This is a genomic window from Pseudomonas sp. MAG733B (assembly GCF_036884845.1).
Taxonomy (GTDB): domain Bacteria; phylum Pseudomonadota; class Gammaproteobacteria; order Pseudomonadales; family Pseudomonadaceae; genus Aquipseudomonas.
Map to the genome: position 1 here is coordinate 2,154,558 of NZ_CP145732.1, position 22,516 is coordinate 2,177,073.

22 protein-coding genes are annotated in these 22,516 nt (G+C 59.8%); 20 read left to right on the forward strand and 2 right to left on the reverse strand.

Annotation, left to right across the window (positions count from 1 at the left end; genetic code table 11):
- Positions 1-117: 117 nt before the first annotated feature.
- The 4 genes from V6Z53_RS09810 to V6Z53_RS09825 are packed head-to-tail and all read left to right on the forward strand — an operon-like array spanning position 118 to position 4,479.
- Positions 118-588: a (2Fe-2S)-binding protein gene (locus V6Z53_RS09810; protein ID WP_338585304.1), complete on the forward strand. Its 471-nt coding sequence runs from the start codon at positions 118-120 to the stop codon at positions 586-588.
- Complete coding sequence (locus V6Z53_RS09815) at positions 585-2,903, forward strand: xanthine dehydrogenase family protein molybdopterin-binding subunit (protein ID WP_338585305.1); 2,319 nt, start codon at positions 585-587, stop codon at positions 2,901-2,903. The genes V6Z53_RS09810 and V6Z53_RS09815 overlap by 4 nt, the downstream gene beginning before the upstream one ends.
- On the forward strand, positions 2,903-3,886 hold the full coding sequence (locus V6Z53_RS09820; RefSeq protein WP_338585306.1) for an XdhC family protein: 984 nt from the start codon (positions 2,903-2,905) through the stop codon (positions 3,884-3,886). The genes V6Z53_RS09815 and V6Z53_RS09820 overlap by 1 nt, the downstream gene beginning before the upstream one ends.
- The gene (locus V6Z53_RS09825) at positions 3,883-4,479 is read left to right on the forward strand and encodes a nucleotidyltransferase family protein (protein WP_338585307.1); all 597 of its coding nucleotides are present in this window, start codon (positions 3,883-3,885) and stop codon (positions 4,477-4,479) included. Before V6Z53_RS09820 ends, V6Z53_RS09825 begins: the two co-directional genes overlap by 4 nt.
- A 195-nt stretch (positions 4,480-4,674) precedes the next feature.
- Here V6Z53_RS09825 and rne read toward each other — a convergent pair whose 3' ends face one another.
- The gene (gene rne / locus V6Z53_RS09830) at positions 4,675-7,887 is read right to left on the reverse strand and encodes a ribonuclease E (RefSeq protein ID WP_338585308.1); all 3,213 of its coding nucleotides are present in this window, start codon (positions 7,885-7,887) and stop codon (positions 4,675-4,677) included.
- 701 nt (positions 7,888-8,588) lie between these two features.
- Here rne and rluC point away from each other — a divergent pair.
- From rluC to V6Z53_RS09845, 3 genes are read left to right on the forward strand one after another with little or no spacing between them, the layout of a single operon-like run.
- Positions 8,589-9,551, forward strand: coding sequence for a 23S rRNA pseudouridine(955/2504/2580) synthase RluC (rluC, locus tag V6Z53_RS09835; protein WP_150704486.1), 963 nt, complete (start codon positions 8,589-8,591; stop codon positions 9,549-9,551).
- Positions 9,538-10,200: an HAD-IA family hydrolase gene (locus V6Z53_RS09840; RefSeq protein ID WP_338585309.1), complete on the forward strand. Its 663-nt coding sequence runs from the start codon at positions 9,538-9,540 to the stop codon at positions 10,198-10,200. Before rluC ends, V6Z53_RS09840 begins: the two co-directional genes overlap by 14 nt.
- A gap of 24 nt (positions 10,201-10,224) precedes the next feature.
- The gene (locus V6Z53_RS09845) at positions 10,225-11,214 is read left to right on the forward strand and encodes a S49 family peptidase (RefSeq protein WP_338585310.1); all 990 of its coding nucleotides are present in this window, start codon (positions 10,225-10,227) and stop codon (positions 11,212-11,214) included.
- A gap of 87 nt (positions 11,215-11,301) precedes the next feature.
- Here the strand turns inward: V6Z53_RS09845 and V6Z53_RS09850 are convergent, their stop codons facing one another.
- Positions 11,302-11,880: a nucleoside triphosphate pyrophosphatase gene (locus V6Z53_RS09850; RefSeq protein WP_338585311.1), complete on the reverse strand. Its 579-nt coding sequence runs from the start codon at positions 11,878-11,880 to the stop codon at positions 11,302-11,304.
- A gap of 105 nt (positions 11,881-11,985) precedes the next feature.
- On the opposite strand from V6Z53_RS09850, the gene V6Z53_RS09855 reads away from it, so the two are divergent.
- The 13 genes from V6Z53_RS09855 (at position 11,986) to V6Z53_RS09915 (ending at position 22,230) form a co-directional block, all read left to right on the forward strand.
- Positions 11,986-12,513, forward strand: coding sequence for a YceD family protein (locus V6Z53_RS09855; protein WP_007942001.1), 528 nt, complete (start codon positions 11,986-11,988; stop codon positions 12,511-12,513).
- A gap of 13 nt (positions 12,514-12,526) precedes the next feature.
- Positions 12,527-12,709 carry a 50S ribosomal protein L32 gene (gene rpmF / locus V6Z53_RS09860; protein WP_003179396.1) on the forward strand — a complete coding sequence of 61 codons (183 nt, stop codon included), beginning with the start codon at positions 12,527-12,529 and terminating at the stop codon, positions 12,707-12,709.
- A gap of 4 nt (positions 12,710-12,713) precedes the next feature.
- On the forward strand, positions 12,714-13,724 hold the full coding sequence (plsX, locus tag V6Z53_RS09865) for a phosphate acyltransferase PlsX (protein ID WP_338585312.1): 1,011 nt from the start codon (positions 12,714-12,716) through the stop codon (positions 13,722-13,724).
- A 125-nt stretch (positions 13,725-13,849) separates the two neighbouring features.
- Positions 13,850-14,788: an ACP S-malonyltransferase gene (gene fabD, locus V6Z53_RS09870; protein ID WP_338585313.1), complete on the forward strand. Its 939-nt coding sequence runs from the start codon at positions 13,850-13,852 to the stop codon at positions 14,786-14,788.
- Between the two features lie 16 nt (positions 14,789-14,804).
- Positions 14,805-15,548, forward strand: coding sequence for a 3-oxoacyl-ACP reductase FabG (gene fabG, locus V6Z53_RS09875; RefSeq protein WP_007942004.1), 744 nt, complete (start codon positions 14,805-14,807; stop codon positions 15,546-15,548).
- Between the two features lie 191 nt (positions 15,549-15,739).
- Complete coding sequence (gene acpP, locus V6Z53_RS09880) at positions 15,740-15,976, forward strand: acyl carrier protein (RefSeq protein ID WP_003175607.1); 237 nt, start codon at positions 15,740-15,742, stop codon at positions 15,974-15,976.
- Positions 15,977-16,085: 109 nt separating this feature from the next.
- On the forward strand, positions 16,086-17,330 hold the full coding sequence (gene fabF / locus V6Z53_RS09885; protein WP_338585314.1) for a beta-ketoacyl-ACP synthase II: 1,245 nt from the start codon (positions 16,086-16,088) through the stop codon (positions 17,328-17,330).
- Positions 17,330-18,145 (forward strand): aminodeoxychorismate lyase, encoded by an 816-nt coding sequence (pabC, locus tag V6Z53_RS09890; protein WP_338585315.1) that lies wholly within the window; start codon positions 17,330-17,332, stop codon positions 18,143-18,145. The genes fabF and pabC overlap by 1 nt, the downstream gene beginning before the upstream one ends.
- Positions 18,146-18,148: 3 nt before the next feature.
- Positions 18,149-19,399: an endolytic transglycosylase MltG gene (mltG, locus tag V6Z53_RS09895; RefSeq protein ID WP_338585316.1), complete on the forward strand. Its 1,251-nt coding sequence runs from the start codon at positions 18,149-18,151 to the stop codon at positions 19,397-19,399.
- 19 nt (positions 19,400-19,418) lie between these two features.
- The gene (tmk, locus tag V6Z53_RS09900) at positions 19,419-20,051 is read left to right on the forward strand and encodes a dTMP kinase (RefSeq protein ID WP_338585317.1); all 633 of its coding nucleotides are present in this window, start codon (positions 19,419-19,421) and stop codon (positions 20,049-20,051) included.
- On the forward strand, positions 20,044-21,030 hold the full coding sequence (locus tag V6Z53_RS09905; protein WP_338585318.1) for a DNA polymerase III subunit delta': 987 nt from the start codon (positions 20,044-20,046) through the stop codon (positions 21,028-21,030). The genes tmk and V6Z53_RS09905 overlap by 8 nt, the downstream gene beginning before the upstream one ends.
- A gap of 42 nt (positions 21,031-21,072) precedes the next feature.
- A complete protein-coding gene (locus V6Z53_RS09910; protein WP_338585319.1) occupies positions 21,073-21,429 on the forward strand; it encodes a PilZ domain-containing protein in 357 nt (118 codons plus the stop codon).
- A gap of 15 nt (positions 21,430-21,444) precedes the next feature.
- Positions 21,445-22,230 (forward strand): TatD family hydrolase, encoded by a 786-nt coding sequence (locus V6Z53_RS09915; RefSeq protein WP_338585320.1) that lies wholly within the window; start codon positions 21,445-21,447, stop codon positions 22,228-22,230.
- The last annotated feature ends 286 nt before the right edge of the window (positions 22,231-22,516 follow it).

Below are 22,516 nucleotides of genomic sequence, written 5' to 3' on the forward strand. Positions count from 1 at the left end.
TGCAGACGCTCCCGTCAGCACAAGAGAGCCCAATAGCCTGAGTCGATCTGCGTACCGAACCAAGATCCAATGGCAGATTGCTCGACCCCATAACTCAAGAACTATGCGGGCGTGCCCATGATTACCCTGAAACTCAACGGTCAAGACCATCAACTCGACGTCACCGAGGACATGCCGCTGCTCTGGGCGATCCGCGATGTGGCCGGCTATAACGGCACCAAGTTCGGCTGCGGCATGGGCCTGTGCGGTGCGTGCACCATTCATATCGAAGGCGCTCCGGCACGCAGCTGCATCACGCCGATCGGCTCGGTAGTCGGGCAGAACGTCACCACCATCGAAAACGTCCATGCCGACCCGGTCGGTAAAGTCGTGCAGCAAGCCTGGCTCGACACGGCCGTGGCCCAATGCGGTTTCTGCCAGGGTGGGCAAATCATGTCCGCCACTGCGCTGCTCAAGACCAATCCGAACCCGAGCGATGAGCAGATCGAAGAGGCGATGGTCGGCAACATCTGTCGTTGCGGCACTTACAACCGCATCAAGACCGCCATCCGCCAGGCATCCACTCATCTGAAGGAGGCCAAGGCATGAGCCAGTTACCGAATGATTTCGCCCTGAGCAACCTCAGTCGCCGTGGTTTCCTCAAAGGTGTGGGCGCTGCCGGTGCCCTGGTGGTTGCCGCGAGCTGGGGCTGGCAGGACGCGTTTGCCGAAGAAGAGAAGAAGTTCGGCGCCGACGGAATGCCCCATGGCTGGGTGGATGATCCCAAGGTGTACGTCAGCATTGCGGCCGACGGCACGGTGACCGTGATGTGCAACCGTTCGGAAATGGGCCAGGGCGTGCGTACCAGCCTGACCATGGTCGTAGCCGATGAGCTGGAAGCCGATTGGGCACGGGTCAAGGTGCAGCAGGCTCCCGGTGACGAAGTGCGCTTCGGCAACCAGGACACCGACGGCTCGCGCAGCATGCGCCACTGGTACGAGCCGATGCGCCGCTGCGGTGCCGCCGCGCGGACCATGCTGGAGCAGGCCGCTGCCAATCAGTGGAAAGTCCCGGTCAGCGAATGCCATGCGCAATTGCACAAAGTCATCCACAAACCTACCGGTCGCGAACTGGAATATGGCGCGCTGGCCGCTGCTGCCGGTGCCTTGGCCGTCCCGGCGCGTGACAGCCTGAAACTCAAGCAACCGTCGGAATTCCGCTACATCGGCAAGGAAGGCACCAAGGCCATCGACGGTGACGATATCGTTAACGGGCGCGCGGTGTACGGCGCCGATGTGCATTTCGACGGCATGCTGTACGCCACCATTGCCCGGCCTGCGGTCTACGGCGGCAAGGTCAAAACCTTCGATGCGATTGCGGCGATGAAGGTCCCGGGCGTGGTCAAGGTGGTGCAGATCGAAAGTCGGCCATTGCCTTCGGAGTTTCAGCCGCTGGGCGGTATCGCCGTGGTGGCGAACAACACCTGGGCGGCGATCAAGGGCCGTGAGGCACTGAAAATCGAGTGGGATGACGGCGCCAACGCCAGTTACGATTCCATCGCTTATCGCAAGGAACTGGAAGCGGCTTCCCTCAAGCCCGGCAAAGTGGTGCGCAACACCGGCAACATCGACGAAGCCATGAGCGGCGCCGACAGTACGCTGGAAGCCTCTTACTACCTGCCGCACCTGTCGCAGTCGCCTATGGAGCCGATGGTCGCCATCGCCCGCTACAAGGATGGCGTGTGCGAAGCCTGGGGCCCGAGCCAGGCGCCACAGGTCACCCGCACCAGAATCGGTGAGCGCCTCGGTTTGCCGTTCGATAACGTCACGTTCAACGTGACGCTGCTGGGTGGCGGTTTCGGTCGCAAGTCAAAGCCTGACTTCATCATCGAGGCGGCCATTCTCGCCAAGGAATTCCCTGGCAAAGCGGTGAGGGTGCAATGGACCCGTGAAGACGACATCCATTGTTCCTACTTCCACACCGTGTCGGCGGAATACCTCAAGGCCAGCCTGAACAAGGATGGCCTGCCGTCCGGCTGGTTGCACCGCACGGTGGCGCCGAGCATCACTGCGTTGTTCGCGCCGGGCATGAATCACGAGGCGGCTTTCGAGTTGGGCATGGGCTTCACCAACATGGCCTACGCGATTCCCAACATCCGCCTGGAAAACCCTGAAGCGACGGTGCACACCCGCGTTGGCTGGTATCGCTCGGTGTCGAACATTCCCCACGGCTTCGCCATCCAGAGCTTCATCGATGAACTGGCGCACAAGGCCGGGCAGGACCCGCTCAAGTACCAGATCAAATTGCTCGGCCCGGATCGGCAGATCGATCCGCGTACCTTGAGTGAAGAGTGGAACTACGGCGAATCCCCCGAGCGTTATCCGATTGATACCGGGCGTCTGCGCACTGTGTTGGAAACCGCCGCCAAAGCTGCCGGTTGGGGCCGTGAGTTGCCGAAGGGCCGGGGCCTGGGCCTGGCGGTGCATTACAGCTTCGTCACCTACGTGGCGGCAGTGATCGAGGTTGAAGTCAAAGAAGACGGCACGTTGATCGTGCACAAGGCGGACATCGCCGTGGATTGCGGGCCGCAGATCAACCCCGAGCGGATTCGCGCACAGTTCGAAGGCGCTTGCGTCATGGGCCTGGGCAACGCGGTGTTGGGCGAGATCAGCTTCAAGGACGGCAAGGTCCAGCAAGACAACTTCCACATGTATGAAGTGGCGCGCATGTCGCTGGCGCCGAAGGAAGTCGCCGTGCATCTGGTTACGCCTCCAGGCACCGTGCCGTTGGGCGGCGTCGGCGAGCCGGGCGTGCCACCGATTGCCCCGGCGTTGTGCAACGCGATCTTCGCGGCCACCGGCAAACGCATCCGCGACCTGCCGATACGCTATCAGCTCCAGGGCTGGCAGAAGGCGCAGGCCTGATGGACAGCGTTGATCTGAATGTCCTGCGCAGCGTGCTGGAATGGCGCCGCGCCGGTCAGCGGGTGGTGTTGTACAGCGTGGTCCAGACCTGGGGCACCGCGCCCCGGGCGCCTGGCGCGATGTTGGCGTTGCGTGAAGATGGCGTGGTGATTGGTTCGGTGTCTGGCGGTTGTGTCGAAGATGACCTGATTGCTCGGTTGCATGACGGTCGCATTCCGGTCGATGGCCCGCCGGTGCAGTTGATTACCTATGGCGTCACTCGTGAAGAGGCTGCGCGTTTCGGCCTGCCCTGCGGTGGCACCTTGCGTTTGACTGAGGAGCGGGTCGGCGAAGCGGATTGGGTCGCCGAGTTGCTGGCGCGCTGCGAGGATCATCAAATCGTCGCGCGTTCGCTGGATATCGCGACCGGTGAAGTGGTCCTACAGTCGGCCGACAAATCGGATGTGCTGACCTTTGATGGCAAGACGCTGCGGGCCATTTATGGTCCGCGCTGGCGCCTGCTGCTGATCGGTGCGGGCCAGTTGTCCCGGTATGTCGCGGAAATGGCTCGGTTGCTGGATTTCGAAGTACTGATATGCGATCCACGCACCGAGTTCGTCTACGGCTGGGAAGAACAGCACGGACGATTTGTCACCGGCATGCCCGATGATGCGGTGCTGAATATCCAGACTGACGAACGCACGGCGATTGTCGCCCTGACCCACGATCCGCGCCTGGACGACATGGCGTTGCTCACCGCCCTAGACTCCAGGGCTTTTTACGTCGGTGCGCTGGGCTCTCGGGTCAACAGCCAGAAGCGTCGGGAAAACCTGGCGCAACTGGGCTTGTCGCAACAGGCAATCGAGCGGCTGCACGGCCCCATCGGCTTGCACATCGGCAGCCACAGTCCGGCGGAAATCGCCTTGTCGCTGATGGCGGAAATTGTCGCGATCAAGAATGGCGTCGAATTGAAACAGAAAAAGCCAGTACGGGAGCGCGTATGAGCGAATCCATCGGAGCAATCATTCTGGCGGCGGGGCAGGGCAGTCGGTTCCGGCAGGTGGCGGGCGATGAAAAGGACAAGTTGCTGGCGGACTGTACGGGGCGTGATGGTGCCGTCCGTTCGGTGATCGAGCACGTGCTGGTGAATCTGCCGGCCACGCTGGAAAAGCGTTTGCTGGTGACCACCGCTGATCGTCCGCAGGTGATTCGCATGGCCAAGGCTTATGGTTGTGACATCGTGCTGATTGAAACCACCGGAATTGGCGATAGCATTGCTGCCGGGGTCGCCGCGTGTGAACAACTGGGTGGCTGGTTGATGGTGTTGGGGGATATGCCGTTCATCCTGCCTTCGACCATTGAGCAGGTTCTGGCGCAGGTGGCTGATGATTGCATCAGTGTACCGGTGCAAGACGGGGAATACGGGCATCCTGTGGGCTTTGGGCGCAGTTTTGGCCCGGGATTGATGGCGCTGTCGGGTGATCGAGGGGCCAAGCCGTTGTTTGCACAGGGGCGGGTGGTTGAAGTGGCGGTGGATGATCCCGGGGTGTTGTGGGATGTGGATGTGCCGGAAAAATTAGTCTTCACATTCGCTTAGATCCCCCTGTAGGAGCGAGCCTGCTCGCGAAAAACCTGAGGGCGCCGCATTTATCCAGAATACCCGCGTTATCGTTGACGACCATCGCGAGCAGGCTCGCTCCTACAGTGGGTTGAGGTGTTTCGGGGAAAGATTCCAAGCATAAAAAAGCCCCGCCTGGCATCACCAGGCGGGGCTTTTTATTGACCGAGGGAATCAGACGAGTGGTTTAGGCTCGTGCTCTTTTTCTTCGGCTTGTTCGTGTTTCTCTACCGCTTCCTGCACGGAGCGTGGCGCTTCGTGGATCACCGATTCAGCTGGCTCGGCAGCAACTTCGGCAACCGGGGCAGGTGCTGCCTCGACGACTTCAGCAACAACCGGTGCTGGTTCTTCAGCGACAACGACTTCAGCAACCGGAGCAGCAGCGGCAGCCAGTTCGGCTTCCTTCTGCAGGCGCTCTTCTTCACGCTTGCGACGACGCACTTCACGTGGGTCGTTCGGCGCGCGGCCACTTGGCGTCAGTGCGCTAACCTGAGCGGCTTCGACCACTGGAGCCGCCACTTCGGCGACAACCGGTGCTTCAACCACTGGAGCAGGCTCGGCAGCGGCAACAACCGGCTCGGAAACCATTGCTTCAGCGACTTCCGCTTCAACGACTGGCGCTGGAGTTTCAGCAACGGCTGGTTCGGCAACCCAGTTGAACGCGGTTTGTTCTTCGCGAACTTCACGAACAACTTCAGTCACGGTTTCAACAACCGGTTCTGCAACCTCGGCAGGCGCTTCGGTAACAACAGCTTCAGCAGCCGCTTCAACCGCTGGCTGAGCTTCTGGCGCTTGGGCAACTTCGATTTCCGGCGAGGCGGTCACTTCTACCGGCGTGGTCGCTTCAACGACTGGCGCTTCAACCGGAGCAGTTTCCAGGGTGGCGGCAGTGGCGCGTTCGGCTTGCTCGTTGGCTTGTGCTTCAGCCGGAGCGCTGATCACGGAGCTGGCAACGGCTGCGGTAACAGCCAGGCCGGCGGCCAGATCGGCAGTGCTTGGCTCTTCAGCGTTTTCGCCGGCTTCGGACTCCTCCGAACCTTCGATCACGTTGCCGTTGGCGTCACGCTGACGCTCACGACGATTGCTGCGACGGCGCTGGCCACGGGAGCGGCGGCGTGGGCGATCGCCTTCGGCGCCGTCCTGACCATCGTCCTGCAGTTGCTCTTCGTTGGTTGTCAGCTCTTCTTCGGCAACGGTGGCAGCGGCTTGCTCGGCACGTGGTTGACGTTCTTCACGCGGTGGGCGTGGAGCGCGTTCTTCACGTGGCTGGCGGGCCGGACGTTCTTCAGTGGTGGCAACAGCGGCAGCGGCGGCGACCGGAGCGGCATCCAGTGGCTCACGCAGTTCACGTACGCGCTCTTCGCGCTCGCCACGTGGCTTGCGGTCTTCGCGCGGAGCACGCGGTGCACGTTCTTCACGCGGAGCGCGTGGTGCGCGTTCTTCGCGAGCTACGGCTGGGGTTTCTTCGCGGGCTTCGCGTGGCTGACGCTCTTCGCGTGGTTCACGTGGTGCGCGCTCTTCACGCGGTGCACGTTCTTCGCGCGGCTTGCGCTCTTCGTCGCGGCGACCGTTACGGTTGCGGCTCTGCTGACGACCGTTGCGACGCTCTTCGTTGCGGGCCGGACGCTCGGTAGCCGGTTTTTCAACCACGACCGGAGCGGCAGGCTCTTCCTTGGTGGCGAACAGGCTGACCAGCGACTTCACCAGGCCTTTGAACAGGCTTGGCTCTGGCGCGGCAACCGGAGCAGGGGCCGGAGCGGCAACTTCGGTCGGAACCGGAGCATTGGCGCGGGCCGGTGCAGTCTTGACCGCAGCTTCCTGGCGAACCAGGGTGCGGGTCGCGGCGGCTGGCTGGACTTCTTCCACATCGGCAGCGGCAGCGGCGATTTCGTAGCTGGACTGGTTGGTGGCGGCTTCCGGGCTGTCATCACGCAGACGCTGAACTTCGAAGTGCGGCGTTTCGAGGTGATCGTTCGGCAGAATGACGATGCGGGCACGGGTGCGCAGTTCGATCTTGGTGATCGAGTTGCGTTTTTCGTTGAGCAGGAACGCGGCGACCGGGATCGGCACTTGTGCGCGAACTTCGGCGGTGCGGTCTTTCAGGGCTTCTTCTTCGATCAGGCGCAGGATCGCCAGGGACAGCGATTCAACGTCGCGGATGATCCCGGTGCCGCTGCAACGCGGGCAAACGATGCCGCTGCTTTCGCCCAGGGATGGACGCAGGCGCTGACGGGACATTTCCAGCAGGCCGAAGCGCGAGATGCGACCGACTTGCACGCGAGCGCGGTCGGCTTCCAGGCATTCGCGGACTTTTTCTTCCACGGCGCGCTGGTTCTTGGCAGGGGTCATGTCGATGAAGTCGATGACGATCAGGCCGCCGATGTCGCGCAGGCGCAACTGACGGGCGATTTCTTCGGCGGCTTCAAGGTTGGTCTGCAGAGCGGTTTCTTCGATGTCGCTGCCTTTGGTGGCGCGCGCCGAGTTGATGTCGATGGACACCAGGGCTTCGGTCGGATCGATAACGATGGAACCGCCGGAAGGCAGTTCGACCACGCGCTGGAAAGCGGTTTCGATCTGGCTTTCGATCTGGAAACGGTTGAACAGCGGAACGCTGTCTTCGTACAGCTTGATCTTGCTGGCGTACTGCGGCATCACCTGGCGAATGAAGGTCAGGGCTTCGTCCTGGGCTTCAACGCTGTCGATCAGCACTTCGCCGATGTCCTGGCGCAGGTAATCGCGGATGGCGCGGATGATCACGTTGCTTTCCTGGTAGATCAGGAAAGGCGCGGCGCGATCCAGCGAGGCTTCTTTGATGGCGGTCCAGAGTTGCAGCAGGTAATCGAGGTCCCACTGCATTTCTTCGCTGCTGCGGCCCAGGCCGGCAGTGCGCACGATCAGACCCATGTCGGCCGGGGCAACCAGACCGTTCAGAGCTTCACGCAGTTCGTTGCGCTCTTCACCTTCGATGCGACGGGAGATGCCGCCGGCACGCGGGTTGTTCGGCATCAGCACCAGATAACGACCGGCCAGGCTGATGAAGGTGGTCAGGGCGGCGCCCTTGTTGCCACGTTCTTCTTTCTCGACCTGCACGATGACTTCCTGGCCTTCGCTCAGGACGTCCTTGATGTTGACGCGGCCTTCGGGGGCTTTCTTGAAGTATTCGCGGGAGATTTCTTTGAGGGGCAGGAAGCCGTGGCGCTCGGAGCCGAAATCGACAAAGGCAGCCTCAAGGCTTGGTTCGATGCGAGTAATCCGGCCTTTATAAATGTTGGCCTTCTTCTGCTCGCGTGCACCGGATTCGATGTCCAGGTCGTAGAGGCGCTGGCCATCTACCAGTGCAACACGCAACTCTTCGGGTTGAGTTGCGTTAATCAGCATTCTTTTCATGTAGTACCGTCGGTTTCCGGGCTGCCGGAAACGGCGTTCGGCACACACGACTTCTCACGGTCGGTGTCAGGTGCGTCGGGAGTGGTTGGCCATTTCCCGTGTCCAGCGAAGTCCGGCCAATGTGGGCCTTCATCGCGACGTACGCGTCCTGCTTGCTGTGGCTCTTGAGCACTCAGTCAGGAGGAGGAATCAACCGGCGGCTGTGGACGAGATGAAGCGTCTTGATAAAGCCTATTGCTACACAGTCCAGCGGTTGTGCATCTCCACCCTACACGTATCCCTGATAATTCGGGTGCTGCCGCGCGCAGAATCCGCAGCGGGTTGGCATTTACCGTGAGCTCCGAAAGGGGGAGGTCACGCATCATGGCTAATTTAGGCGTTGTTTCCGAAGCGTTCGCTCGGGGTCATTCGCAGCTGACTGCACTTTGTGAACTGGCCGTGAATATTTGCTCGTAAAGCGAGTGAAAACTCTGCTTTGCGGCTTGATTCAGGCCTCATGTCACCTGCGCTCGTTACACCTGCAAACTCCACCGTTACGTAGCGAAAGCCCCGTAGGACGGCCTCGCGTCCTGGTGAATTGCGTTGGTCAGGGCCGGTTTTTGACCGTTGGTCCGCTGTCCAGCCGCTTTTGGCGGCGTTCGCGACTATAGCAGCAATGATTAAGTGCTTCAATTCCATAAAAAATTGTTATCATCCGCGCCATGACGACTACTGCCCCTTCGACCCCAGGCGTACAACTGCTTGAGGTCTCGCCGGAATATGCCGGCCAACGTATTGACAATTTCCTTCTCGCTCGGCTCAAAGGCGTGCCCAAGACCTTGATTTATCGCATTTTGCGCAAAGGCGAAGTGCGGGTGAACAAAGGCCGGATCAAGCCCGAATACAAGCTGCAGGCGGGCGATATCGTGCGCGTGCCGCCGGTTCGCGTGCCTGAGCGGGACGAGCCGGTGCCATTGGCCCAAGGCCTGCTGCAGCGCCTGGAAGCCTCGATTGTCTTCGAAGACAAAGCGCTGATCGTGATCAACAAGCCTTGCGGTATCGCGGTTCACGGCGGCAGCGGCTTGAATTACGGCGTCATCGAAGCCTTTCGTCAGTTGCGTCCCGATTGCAAGGAGCTGGAGCTGGTTCACCGTCTCGACCGTGACACCTCCGGCCTGCTGATGATCGCCAAGAAGCGCAGCATGCTGCGTCACTTGCACACGGCCTTGCGCGGTGACGGCGTCGATAAGCGTTACATGGCGCTGGTTCGCGGTAACTGGGCGTCCTCGATCAAGCAAGTTCGCGCGTCGCTCGGCAAGAGCAATCTGCGCTCCGGCGAGCGTATGGTCGAGGTCGACGAGGAGGAGGGCAAGGAGTCGGTGACCGTGTTCAAGGTCCTGCGTCGTTTTGGCGACTTTGCCACCTTGATCGAAGCCAAACCGATCACCGGCCGTACTCACCAGATTCGTGTCCACACCTTGCACGCCGGGCACTGCATTGCCGGCGACACCAAATACGGCGATGACGATTTCAGTAAGGAAATCCGCGATCTGGGCGGCAAGCGCTTGTTCCTCCACGCCTACATGCTGACCGTGCCACTGCCCGATGGCGGCGAACTGAAGCTTCAGGCGCCGGTCGATGAGATGTGGGCCAAAACCGTGGAGCGCTTGAGTGCACCCATCTGATTACAAGCTGCTGATTTTCGATTGGGATGGCACGCTGGCCGATTCCATTGGTCGGATTGTCGAGGCGATGCATGTGGCATCCGAGCGATCCGGTTTTCAACTGCGCGATGATTTTGCCGTCAAGGGCATCATTGGGCTGGGTTTGCCGGAAGCCATCCGCACGCTATACCCGGAAATCAGCGATGCCGAGCTGATCGCCTTTCGCGAGCACTACGCCGATCACTACATCGCCTCGGAGGCTGTGCCTTCGCCGTTGTTCGAAGGTGTGGTCGAGTCGATGGAGGCGTTTCGTGCCGAGGGTTATCACCTGGCGGTCGCAACGGGCAAGGCTCGGCGCGGGCTGGATCGGGTGCTGAAGGCGCACGGTTGGGCGGAATATTTCGATATCACCCGTGCCGCCGATGAAACCGCCAGCAAACCGCATCCGCTGATGCTTGAGCAGATCCTCGCCCATTGCGAGGTTCGTCCGGAACAAGCGTTGATGGTCGGCGATTCATCCTTCGATTTGCAGATGGCACGCAATGCCGGTATGGATTCGGTCGCGGTCAGCTACGGCGCTCAATCGATCGAGGCGCTGAAACTGTTTGAGCCGCGGCTTTCCATTGATCGCTTTTCAGAATTGCATGCCTGGCTGAGTCAGCGGGCTTAATACGTTTTTGCTGGAGTAGAAGGCATGGCCGACGAATGGAAGGCGCCCGCCAAGGCGAGCGCAGAGAGCGGTGACGAAAAAAGCTGGAAGCTATTGGAAAAGACCCTGCTGGCCAGTGTGCAGGAACAGCGTCGCTCCCGACGCTGGGGGATTTTCTTCAAGCTGCTGACCTTTGTGTACCTGTTTGGCGCGCTGTTGCTGTTCTCGCCGCTGATGGACATGGAAAAAGCCGCAACCCGCAGTGGCAATTACACCGCACTGATCGACGTCACCGGCATGATCGCCGACAAGGAGCCGGCCAGCGCCGACAATATCGTCGGCAGCCTGCGTGCCGCTTTCGAAGATAAAAAGGTCAAGGGCGTCATCCTGCGCATCAACAGCCCGGGCGGCAGTCCGGTGCAGTCGGGTTATGTCTATGACGAGATTCGTCGTCTGCGTGGCTTGCACCCGGACACCAAGCTCTATGCGGTGATTTCCGATCTGGGCGCTTCTGGTGCCTATTACATCGCCAGTGCGGCTGATCAGATCTATGCCGACAAGGCGAGCCTGGTGGGCTCCATTGGTGTGACGGCGGCCGGTTACGGTTTTGTCGGCACCATGGAAAAGCTGGGTGTGGAGCGTCGCACCTACACCTCGGGCGAGCACAAATCGTTCCTCGATCCGTTCCAGCCGCAGAAGCCTGAAGAAACCGCCTTCTGGCAAGGCGTGCTCGATACCACGCACAAGCAATTCATCAATAGCGTCAAGCAAGGTCGGGGTGATCGCTTGAAGGACAAGGAGCATCCGGAGCTGTTCTCCGGGCTGGTCTGGAATGGTGAACAGGCATTGCCGCTGGGATTGATCGATGGTCTGGGTAATGCCAGTTCGGTTGCGCGAGATGTGATTGGCGAAAAAGAACTGGTGGATTTCACTGTTCAGGAATCGCCGTTCGATCGCTTCTCGAAAAAACTGGGTGCCAGCGTGGCTGAGCATCTGGCGATGTGGATGGGGTTTAACGGTCCATCGCTGCGCTAAATCTGTTGGATGGATCAAAAGATCGCAGCCTTCGGCAGCTCCTGCACAATCTCTGTAGGATCTGCCGAAGGCTGCGATCTTTTGCTTTCAGGGTATCTGCACGTTTTCTGCGAGCAGCATGTCGATCAGGCGAATCAGCGGCAGGCCGACGAGGCTGGTGGCGTCAGGGCCTTCGGTGCTTTGAAACAGGCTTACCCCCAAGCCTTCGGCCTTGAAGCTGCCAGCGCAGTCGTAGGGCTGTTCGGCGTGCAGATAGCGCTCGATGCGTTCAGCGTCCAGTGTGCGCATGTGGACGGTGAAAGGCACGCAGTCGACCTGGCAGTGGCCGGACTCGCTGTTGAGCACTGCAAGGCCGGTCAGGAAGGTTACGCTGGCGCCGCTGGAGGCCAACAGCTGTTCGCGGGCCTTTTCGAGGGTGTGGGGTTTTCCGATGATCCTGTCACCGAGCACGGCGACCTGGTCAGAGCCGATGATCAGATGGGCTGGGTGAGTGCCGGCCAGCGCCCGTGCTTTTTCCTCGGCGAGGCGTTTTACCAGATCAATGGCAGACTCGCCCGGTCGATGGCTTTCGTCGATATCCGGTGAGCTGCAAGTGAATGGCAGCCGCAGGCGGGCCAGTAATTCCCGGCGATAAACCGAGCTGGAAGCGAGTAATAAAGGCAGCATGCGCAACTCCAAATGACAGGCACGAATTCTAGCGAGGCTTCCAAGTGACGGACAGGGCTGAATTTCCTTTGACATGGGCGGGTGCATCCCTATAATGCTGCGCCTATGTTGAATGACCCGATTCCACCTCACGTTGACCCGCGCAAATTGGCTGATCGTGGCACCACCCTTCAAGGTGAAATGCTGCTGGCCGATTTGGAGAGACTCTGCGACCCGCTTTCCGACAATGTCGGTACGGTGCAGGCTAAATTCGTTTTTGAACGAGATGAACGTAAATCTGTGGTAATTCACAGCTTTATCGACACTGAAGTCAAAATGGTTTGCCAGCGTTGTCTTGAGCTGGTCACCCTGCCGATCCATAGCGAATGCAGTTATGCTGTGGTGAAGGAGGGTGCGAATACCCAGTCGTTGCCGAAAGGTTATGACGTGCTGGAACTGGGCGAAGATCCATTGGATCTGCAGTCACTGATCGAGGAGGAGCTTCTGCTCGCCTTGCCCATTGTGCCTGCTCATCATCCGGAAGAATGCCAGCAGCCGGCGGGAGCAGATGAGCCCGAACCGAGCGAGGACGAGGTAACGCGGTCCAACCCGTTCAGTGTATTGGCGCAGTTAAAGCGTGACCCAAACGTTTAGGAGTTAATCAATTATGGCTGTTCAGCAGAACAAAAAATCCCGCTCTGCCCGTGACATGCGCCGTTCGCACGACGCTCTCGAGGCTAGCACCCTGTCTGTAGAAAAAACCACCGGTGAAGTTCACCTGCGTCACCACGTATCGCCAGAAGGCGTATACCGTGGCCGTAAAGTGATCGACAAGGGCGCTGACGAGTAATCACTTGTCCGCTCAAGTCATCGCGATTGACGCAATGGGCGGGGACTTCGGTCCCCGCAGCATTGTTCAGGCCAGCATTGCTTGCCTGTCTGCTACACCCTCGCTGCACCTGACCCTCGTCGGTCAACCCTCCCTTCTTGAAGAATTGATCGCTGGCCATTCGGCTGTGGATCGCGCGCGCCTGTCGATTGTCGCGGCGAGCGAAGTCATCACCATGGACGAAAAACCCGCCCAGGCCCTGCGTGGCAAGCCGGATTCGTCGATGCGCGTGGCGCTTGAGTTGTTGCGTGACGGCAAAGTCCAGGCGTGTGTCAGTGCCGGTAATACCGGCGCGCTGATGGCGTTGTCACGTTTCGTGCTCAAGACCTTGCCGGGCATCGACCGGCCAGCCATGGTCGCGGCGATTCCGACGCAGAAAGGCTATTGCCAGCTGCTTGATTTGGGCGCCAATGTCGATTGCAGTGCCGAGCATCTGTTGCAGTTTGCCGTGATGGGCTCGGTAGCAGCGGAAACTCTGGGCATCGTCCGCCCGCGTGTGGCCTTGCTGAATATCGGCACCGAAGACATCAAGGGCAATCAGCAAGTCAAACTGGCTGCAACCTTGTTGCAACGAGCTCGTGGTATCAACTACATCGGCTTTGTCGAAGGTGATGGTATGTACCGTGGCGAAGCGGATGTGGTGGTGTGTGACGGGTTTGTCGGCAATATCCTGCTCAAATCCAGCGAAGGTCTGGCGACCATGATTGCCGGACGTATCGAGGCATTGTTCAAGAAAAGCCTACCGTCACGCATGGTGGGTGCATTGGCCTTGCCGCTGATGAAGCGCTTGCAAGCCGATCTGGCGCCGGCGCGGCATAACGGAGCGAGTTTCCTCGGGTTGCAGGGCATTGTGGTAAAAAGTCACGGTTCTGCCGGGGTTCAAGGGTTCCAGAGTGCAATTTCCCGAGCCTTGATCGAGATTCAGGAAAATCTGCCGGAGCGTATACACGGTCGTCTGGAGGATTTGTTGCTTTAGGCGTTTTCGTCGGACAATGCTTAAATGTGACCGCTTAGTTCAATTGGCCATCCAACTGTCAGTTTCTTGCGTCCCCAAAGCGGGACACTAATTCTTCGACGACAAGATCATTAGGGGCTTGTTACATGTCTGCTTCCCTCGCATTCGTCTTTCCAGGACAGGGTTCGCAGTCCCTCGGCATGCTGGCCGAGTTGGGCGCGCAACATCCGGTTGTCCTTGAAACATTCAAAGAAGCCTCCGATGCTCTGGGTTACGACCTGTGGGCACTGACCCAGCAAGGGCCGGAAGAGCAACTCAATCAAACCGATAAAACCCAACCGGCCATTCTGACCGCTTCGATCGCCCTGTGGCGTCTGTGGCTGGCGGAAGGCGGCGCGCGTCCGGCTTATGTTGCCGGCCACAGCCTGGGTGAATACAGCGCACTGGTTGCCGCTGGCAGCCTGAGTCTCGGCGACGCAGTGAAACTGGTCGAGCGTCGTGGCCAGTTGATGCAGGAAGCCGTTCCGGCCGGGCAGGGCGGTATGGCTGCCATCCTCGGTCTGGACGATGCCGACGTGCTGGCAGCCTGTGCCGAAGCGGCCCAAGGCGAAGTGGTCAGTGCGGTCAACTTCAACTCCCCAGGCCAGGTGGTTATCGCTGGTGCCAAGGCTGCGGTCGAGCGTGCCATCGAAGGCTGCAAGGCGCGTGGCGCCAAGCGTGCCATGCCGTTGCCGGTCAGCGTGCCTTCGCACTGCGAGCTGATGCGTCCAGCCGCCGAGCGTTTCGCCGAATCGATCGCCGCGATCGACTGGCAGGCGCCGCAGATTCCTGTGGTGCAGAACGTCAGTGCCGCTGTGCCTGCCGATCTGGAAACCCTTAAGCGCGATCTGCTTGAGCAGCTCTACAAGCCAGTGCGCTGGGTTGAATCCGTCCAGGCGCTGGCAGCCAAAGGCGCGACCAATCTGGTCGAGTGTGGCCCGGGCAAAGTGCTCGCCGGTCTGAACAAACGCTGCGCCGAAGGCGTATCGACTTCCAACCTCAATACCCCAGACGCCTTCGCTGCCGCCCGTGCAGCGCAGGCCTGAATCAGGAGAAACTTGCATGAGTCTGCAAGGTAAAGTTGCACTGGTCACCGGTGCAAGCCGTGGCATCGGCCAGGCTATCGCCCTGGAACTGGGTCGTCAGGGCGCTATCGTCGTTGGTACCGCGACCTCCGCGTCGGGTGCCGAGCGCATTGCCGCCACCCTGAAGGAAAACGGTATTCAGGGCACAGGCCTGGAACTCAATGTCACCAGCGATGAGTCCGTGGCGGCAGTCCTGGCGAGCATCCAAGAGCAGTTCGGTGCGCCGGCGATCCTGGTCAACAATGCCGGCATCACCCGCGATAACCTGATGATGCGCATGAAAGACGACGAATGGCATGACGTTGTCGATACCAACCTGAACAGTCTGTTCCGCCTGTCCAAAGGCGTTTTGCGCGGTATGACCAAAGCCCGTTGGGGACGAATTATCAGTATTGGCTCGGTTGTGGGTGCCATGGGCAACGCAGGCCAAGTAAACTACGCTGCCGCCAAGGCCGGTCTGGAAGGTTTCAGCCGTGCACTGGCGCGTGAAGTCGGTTCGCGTTCGATTACGGTAAACTCGGTGGCCCCAGGGTTCATCGATACCGATATGACCCGCGAACTGCCCGAGGCACAGCGTGAAGCCTTGCAGACGCAGATTCCGCTGGGTCGTCTGGGACAAGCTCAAGAGATCGCGTCTGTGGTCGCTTTTCTTGCCTCCGACGGTGCGGCTTACGTTACTGGGGCTACAATCCCGGTGAACGGCGGGATGTACATGAGTTAAATGTGACGGATTGCTTCAAAAAAATGTCATACGAGCTGTCTAAAATCCGTTATAAAGCTGCAATCTATTTATAGGCAGAGGGTCACCGGGTTTGAGGAGTGAAGCTTTCAGTTGAAAAGCTGAAAAGTCTTTCTATACACTTACCCACTGGCCAGCTGCCTGAATTTGTCCATTAGGAGTGAAAACAAGGTATGAGCACCATCGAAGAGCGCGTCAAGAAAATCGTTGCCGAGCAACTGGGCGTTAAAGAAGAAGAAGTGGTCAACACTGCTTCCTTCGTTGAAGACCTGGGTGCTGACTCCCTTGACACCGTTGAGCTGGTGATGGCTCTGGAAGAGGAATTCGAGACCGAAATCCCTGACGAAGAAGCTGAGAAGATCACTACTGTACAAGCTGCAATCGACTACGTTACTAGCCATCAGGCGTAATAGTTTGTAATCGTTGCTCGCTGTCATGGAAAAACCGCACTGCCATCATGGCGTGCGGTTTTTTCTTTAGGCCTGATGCAAAGTCGTCATTTGAAAAAAGGAGAGTGCTGTGTCGCGTAGACGCGTCGTAGTCACCGGTATGGGTATGTTGTCGCCACTGGGCACGGATGTGCCGAGCAGCTGGCAGGGCATTCTGGCTGGCCGCAGTGGCATTGGTCTGATCGAACACACCGACCTTTCTGCCTATTCCACCCGTTTTGGCGGCTCGGTGAAGGGCTTCAATGTCGAGGAATACCTGTCGGTCAAGGAAGCTCGCAAGCTCGACCTGTTCATTCAGTACGGTCTGGCCGCAGGTTTTCAGGCAGTGCGCAATTCCGGTCTGGAAGTCACCGACGCCAACCGTGAGCGCATTGGCGTGGCCATGGGTTCGGGTATTGGCGGACTGACCAATATCGAAGAAACCAGCCGCACGCTGCATGAGACCGGCCCACGACGGATTTCTCCGTTTTTCGTGCCTGGCTCGATCATCAATATGATTTCCGGTTTCCTGTCCATCCACCTGGGTGCACAGGGGCCCAACTATGCCATCGCCACGGCGTGTACCACCGGTACGCACTGCATCGGCATGGCTGCCCGCAACATCATGTACGACGAAGCCGACGTGATGATCGCCGGCGGCGCCGAAATGGCTGCCTGCGGCCTGGGCATGGGCGGCTTCGGTGCCTCCCGCGCCTTGTCGACCCGCAATGACGAGCCGACCCGCGCCAGCCGTCCATGGGACAAGGGCCGTGATGGCTTCGTATTGTCCAACGGTGCCGGTGCACTGGTTCTCGAAGAACTGGAGCACGCCAAGGCCCGTGGCGCGACCATCTACGCCGAATTGATCGGCTTCGGCACCAGTGGTGACGCTTACCACATGACGTCGCCGCCCGCCGATGGCGCCGGTGCTGCCCGCTGCATCACCAATGCGCTGCGCGATGCCAAGATCAATGGCGATCAAGTGCAGTACATCAACGCCCACGGCACGTCGACGCCTGCTGGCGACCTCGCTGAGGTCAACGCGATCAAATCGGTGTTTGGCGAGCATGCCTACAGGGTCGCCGTCAGTTCGACCAAGTCCATGACCGGTCACCTGCTGGGTGCGGCCGGCGCCGTTGAAGCGATCTTCAGCGTGCTGGCGATCAACAGCCAGGTGGCGCCACCGACCATCAACCTCGATGAGCCGGACGAAGGCTGCGATCTCGATTTTGTGCCGCACACTGCGCGCAACATGGAAATCGATGTAGTCCTGTCCAACTCCTTCGGTTTTGGCGGCACCAACGGCTCGCTGGTGTTCCGCCGGTTCGCAGGCTGATGGACTGCTGGGTCGACGGTCAACCGGCTGACGCGCTGTCGCTGAAGGATCGCGGCCTGGCTTACGGCGATGGTCTGTTCGAGACCATCGCTGTGCGTGATGGCTCTCCGCTGCTGCTGGACCGGCATCTGTCGCGTCTGGCAGAAGGCTGTTCGCGTCTGCGGATCGCCACCGATCACGAGCTGATTCGAAACGAAGTGTTGGCCTACGCCGCTGCATTGGGTGACGGAGTACTAAAGCTCATCCTCACTCGCGGCGACGGCCTTCGCGGCTATGCACCTGATCCTGCGGCCCAGGCGCGACGTATTCTGCAAGGCAATCCTCCCGCTGCTTATCCTGCCGTACATGGTGAGCGGGGCATTCGCCTGTTCCCTTGCGCAACGCGGCTCTCCAGTCAACCGCTACTCGCCGGCCTCAAGCATCTCAATCGTCTGGAGCAGGTCATCGCCCGTTCCGAATGGCAAGACTCCGACCATGCCGAGGGCTTGATGCTCGATCATGCCGGTCGGGTCATTGAGGGCGTGTTCAGCAATCTGTTCCTGGTGCGCGATGGCGTGTTGGTGACGGCGGATCTGAAGCGCTGTGGTGTGGCGGGCGTGATGCGTGCCGAATTATTGTTTCAAGCCGAGTCACTTGGCATCCCCGTGCAAATCGCCGACATCCCTCTGGAACAGCTGCAATGGGCCGATGAAGTCTTTGTCTGCAACAGCGTGTATGGCGTTTGGCCGGTGCATGCGTATGCCGCTCTGAGCTGGCCGGTTGGGCCACTCACCCGTAAACTCCAAACCATTGCCCGCGCGCTACTGGATGCTTGATACGTGAGACGTAAACTCTTGCTGCTGCTGGAAACCGGACTGGTTCTGGCAGGGCTGATGTTGGGTGCTTCTGCCTGGAAAATTCATTCGGCACTGGTGCAACCGCTGAATATCACGCAGGAAGAACTGCTGGAGGTGCCGAAGGGCACCACTCCGAACCGCACCCTTTTGCGAATGGAAGCCGATGGCGTCATCAAGGACGCGTTCTGGCTGCGCGTCTATTGGCGCTTCAACCTGCCTAAACAACCGCTGCACAGTGGCGAATACCGCATGACACCCGGCATGACTGTCGAAGGTCTGATCGACCTGTGGAAGCGTGGGGAAATGGTGCAATACAGCCTGACCCTGGTCGAGGGCTGGAATTTCCATCAAGTCCGTGCTGCGTTGGCCAAAGAGGAAAAGATCGAACAGACCCTCAACGGTTTGAGCGACAGCCAAGTCATGGACAAGCTCGGCCATGCCGGGATTTTCCCTGAAGGGCGATTCTTCCCTGACACTTACCGCTTCGTGCGGGGGATGAGCGACGTCGAGCTGCTGAAGACGGCTTACGATCGTCTCGATGAGGTCCTTGCCAAGGAGTGGAATCAGCGTGCAACCGATTTGCCGTATAGCGGACCTTATCAAGCGCTGATCATGGCCTCGCTGGTCGAGAAAGAAACCGGGGTGCCACAGGAGCGCGGGCAGATTGCCGGCGTGTTCGTGCGGCGCATGGCGATCGGCATGCTGTTGCAGACCGACCCGACGGTGATCTATGGCCTGGGGGATCGCTACAACGGCAAGTTGACCCGCGCCCATCTCAAGGAAGCGACCCCTTACAACACTTACATGATTTCCGGCTTGCCGCCGACCCCGATTGCCATGGTCGGCCGCGAAGCCATCCACGCGGCGCTGAATCCGGTGGAGGGCAGCAGCCTTTACTTCGTGGCTCGCGGTGATGGCAGCCATGTGTTCTCTGATGATCTGGATGCCCACAACAACGCTGTGCGAGAGTACCAGCTGAAGCGTCGCGCCGATTACCGCTCCAGCCCGGCACCTGTAACTGCGCCGGAAACGCCGCAAGCTCCGGTTGAAGAATCTCAGTCTGTGGAATCTCAGCCTGAGCAAGATCATGCTGAGCAGGGCCAGGCGCCGATCCCGGCCGCATCACCGGACACCGCTCCCGAGACTGTGCCGCAAGTGTCGCCGCAAGAACCTGCGCCTGAGCCTGAACCAACACCCGCACCGGATGCAGCCGCGCCGCAAAACTCGCAATGACTCTGACTAAGGACTGCCTGTGACTGGCTTGTTTATTACGCTGGAAGGCCCGGAAGGCGCCGGCAAAAGCACCAATCGTGAATACCTGGCCGAGCGCCTGCGCGCCGCCGGTATCGAGGTGGTGCTGACCCGCGAACCGGGCGGTACGCCGTTGGCCGAGCGCATTCGTGAAGTGCTGCTGGCCCCGGTCGATGAGGTTATGAATCCGGACACTGAATTGCTGCTGGTGTTTGCTGCGCGTGCCCAGCATCTGGCCGAGGTGATTCGCCCGGCGCTGGCCCGTGGTGCGGTGGTCTTGTGTGATCGTTTCACTGATTCGACCTACGCCTATCAGGGGGGCGGCCGCGGTTTGTCGCTGGAGCGTATCGCGGCACTGGAAACCTTTGTGCAGGGCGATCTGCGTCCCGACCTGACGCTGATTTTCGATCTGCCGGTAGAAGTTGGCCTGGCCCGCGCCAGTGCACGTGGTCGTCTTGATCGCTTCGAACTCGAAGGCCGGACCTTTTTCGATGCCGTGCGCAGTGCTTTCCTCAAGCGCGCCGCAGCGGAGCCAGCGCGATACGTGTTGGTCGACGCCGCGCAGCCGCTGGCGCAGGTTCAGCAATCCCTGGATGCCTTGTTGCCACGCCTGCTGGAGTTGACCCGTGGCTGAAGCCTATCCGTGGCAGGACAGTCTCTGGCAGCAACTGGCCGGTCGAAAGCAACATGCACATGCCTATTTGCTGCATGGCCCGGCCGGCATCGGTAAACGGGCGCTGGCCGAGCGCCTGATGGCCAGCCTGCTGTGCCAGCGGCCGACCGCGCAGGATGCCTGTGGCGAATGCAAATCCTGCCTGTTGCTCAAGGCCGGCAGCCACCCCGATAACTACATCCTGGAGCCGGAAGAAGCCGACAAGGCGATCAAGGTCGATCAGGTTCGGGATCTGGTCAGCTTCGTGGTGCAGACCGCGCAACTGGGCGGGCGCAAAGTGGTGCTGATCGAGCCGGTCGAGTCGATGAACATCAACGCCGCCAACGCCTTGCTCAAAAGCCTTGAAGAGCCGTCTGGCGACACGGTTTTGCTGCTGGTCAGCCACCAGACCAGCCGTCTGTTGCCAACCATCAAGAGCCGTTGCGTGCAACAGGCCTGTCCGCTACCGAGCGAGGCGATGAGCCTGGCGTGGCTGGCCCAGGCACTCCCGGACTGCTCGCAGGAGGAACGTGTCGAGCTTCTGACCTTGGCCGCCGGTTCGCCGCTGGCCGCCGTCAACTTGCAGACTCAAGGCGTTCGCGAACAACGCGCGCAGGTGGTCGAAGGCGTGAAGAAGCTGCTCAAGCAGCAACAATCGCCGACACAACTGGCTGAAGGCTGGAATGCGATTCCGTTATTACTGTTGTTCGACTGGTTCTGCGATTGGTCGAGCCTGATCCTGCGCTATCAGTTGACCCAGGACGAAGAAGGGCTCGGATTGACGGACATGCGCAAGGTCATTCAATACCTGGCGCAGAAAACCGCTCAGGACAAAGTCCTGAATATCCAGGACTGGATCCTCGCCCAACGCCAGAAAGTGTTGAGCAAAGCCAACCTCAATCGGGTGCTGTTGCTGGAGGCCCTGCTGGTGCAATGGGCGTCCTTGCCTACCCAGAGGTGATCGTCTGCGCCTAGACTCTGTGCATCAGCAGTGGAGGTCAGCATGAATGAACCCGTCAGCCCCGGCCCGCGCAACGGCATTTTGTCCTTGACCATCAAGGACAAGTCCGTGCTTTACGCGGCCTACATGCCGTTCATCAAGAACGGCGGCCTGTTTATCCCGACCAACAAGAGCTACAAGTTGGGCGATGAGGTATTCATGCTGCTGCACTTGTTTGATGAGGCGGAAAAGATCCCGGTGGCCGGCAAGGTCACCTGGGTCACCCCCAAAGGCGCCCAAGGTAACCGCGCCGCCGGGGTCGGCGTACAGTTCAACGAAGGCGACAACACCGCACGCAGTCGAATCGAAACCCATCTGGCCGGAGCCCTGAAGTCCGACCGTCCCACTCATACGATGTAAGTTGCAGCCATTTTTATGCTCGTAGATTCCCATTGTCACCTTGATCGCCTCGACCTCGCCGCCCATGACGGCTCGCTGGATGCTGCCCTCGATGCGGCGCGCCAGCGTGGAGTGGGGCACTTTCTGTGTATTGGTGTCAGCGCCGACAATGCCGCCGACGTCAAAGCGCTCGCTGAAAAGTATGACGACGTGGACTGCTCGGTCGGCGTGCACCCGCTGGATGTACAGCCGGGCGCGGCGCCCGCGCTGGACTGGCTGTTGCACGAACTCAATCACCCACGTGTGGTGGCCATCGGTGAAACCGGTCTGGATTACCACTACGAGCCGGAAGCGGCAGCGTTGCAGCAAGATTCCTTCAGATTGCATCTGCAAGCGGCACAGCAGACCGGCAAACCGGTGATCATCCACACCCGTGGCGCCCGTGCCGATACCCTGAATCTGCTGCGCGACGCGGCGCTGCCCCAGGCCGGCGTGCTGCATTGCTTTACCGAAGACTGGGACATGGCGAAAGCCGCGCTGGACATGGGCTATTACATCTCCCTGTCCGGGATTGTCACTTTCCGCAATGCCGACGCGTTGCGCGATGTGGCGAGCAAGGTGCCGGCCGACCGCTTGCTGGTGGAAACCGATTCGCCGTACCTCGCGCCGATCCCGCACCGAGGCAAGCCGAACCTGCCGCAGTACGTACGCGAAGTAGCGGAATTTTTGGCAATGTTGCGAGGTGAGTCCTACGAGCGATTTGCCCAGCAAACCACCGAAAACTTCAAGCGGTTGTTCCCGCTGGCACATGTGAAAGGTTAAATCGCAGGCAAAAAAAACCCGGGTTCTGGGGGGTGAATCCGGGTTAAGACCATTAGGAGTAAAACAATGGTACGCGGTCCGTTGGTACCAATATCGGCGCAACACTTGGGGGAGATGTCTCGCCGACAGTTCAAGTATTGATCAGTATTTCGCCGAGTCCAGTTTGTCGGCCCCGGTTTTTAAACAAATTTGGAATACGGGCGCTTCGGAAGAGTTCTCATCAACCTGTTTGCGTGCGCGAAATGACCAGAAACAACAGATATGGTCGGATGATCCGTGCATTTTT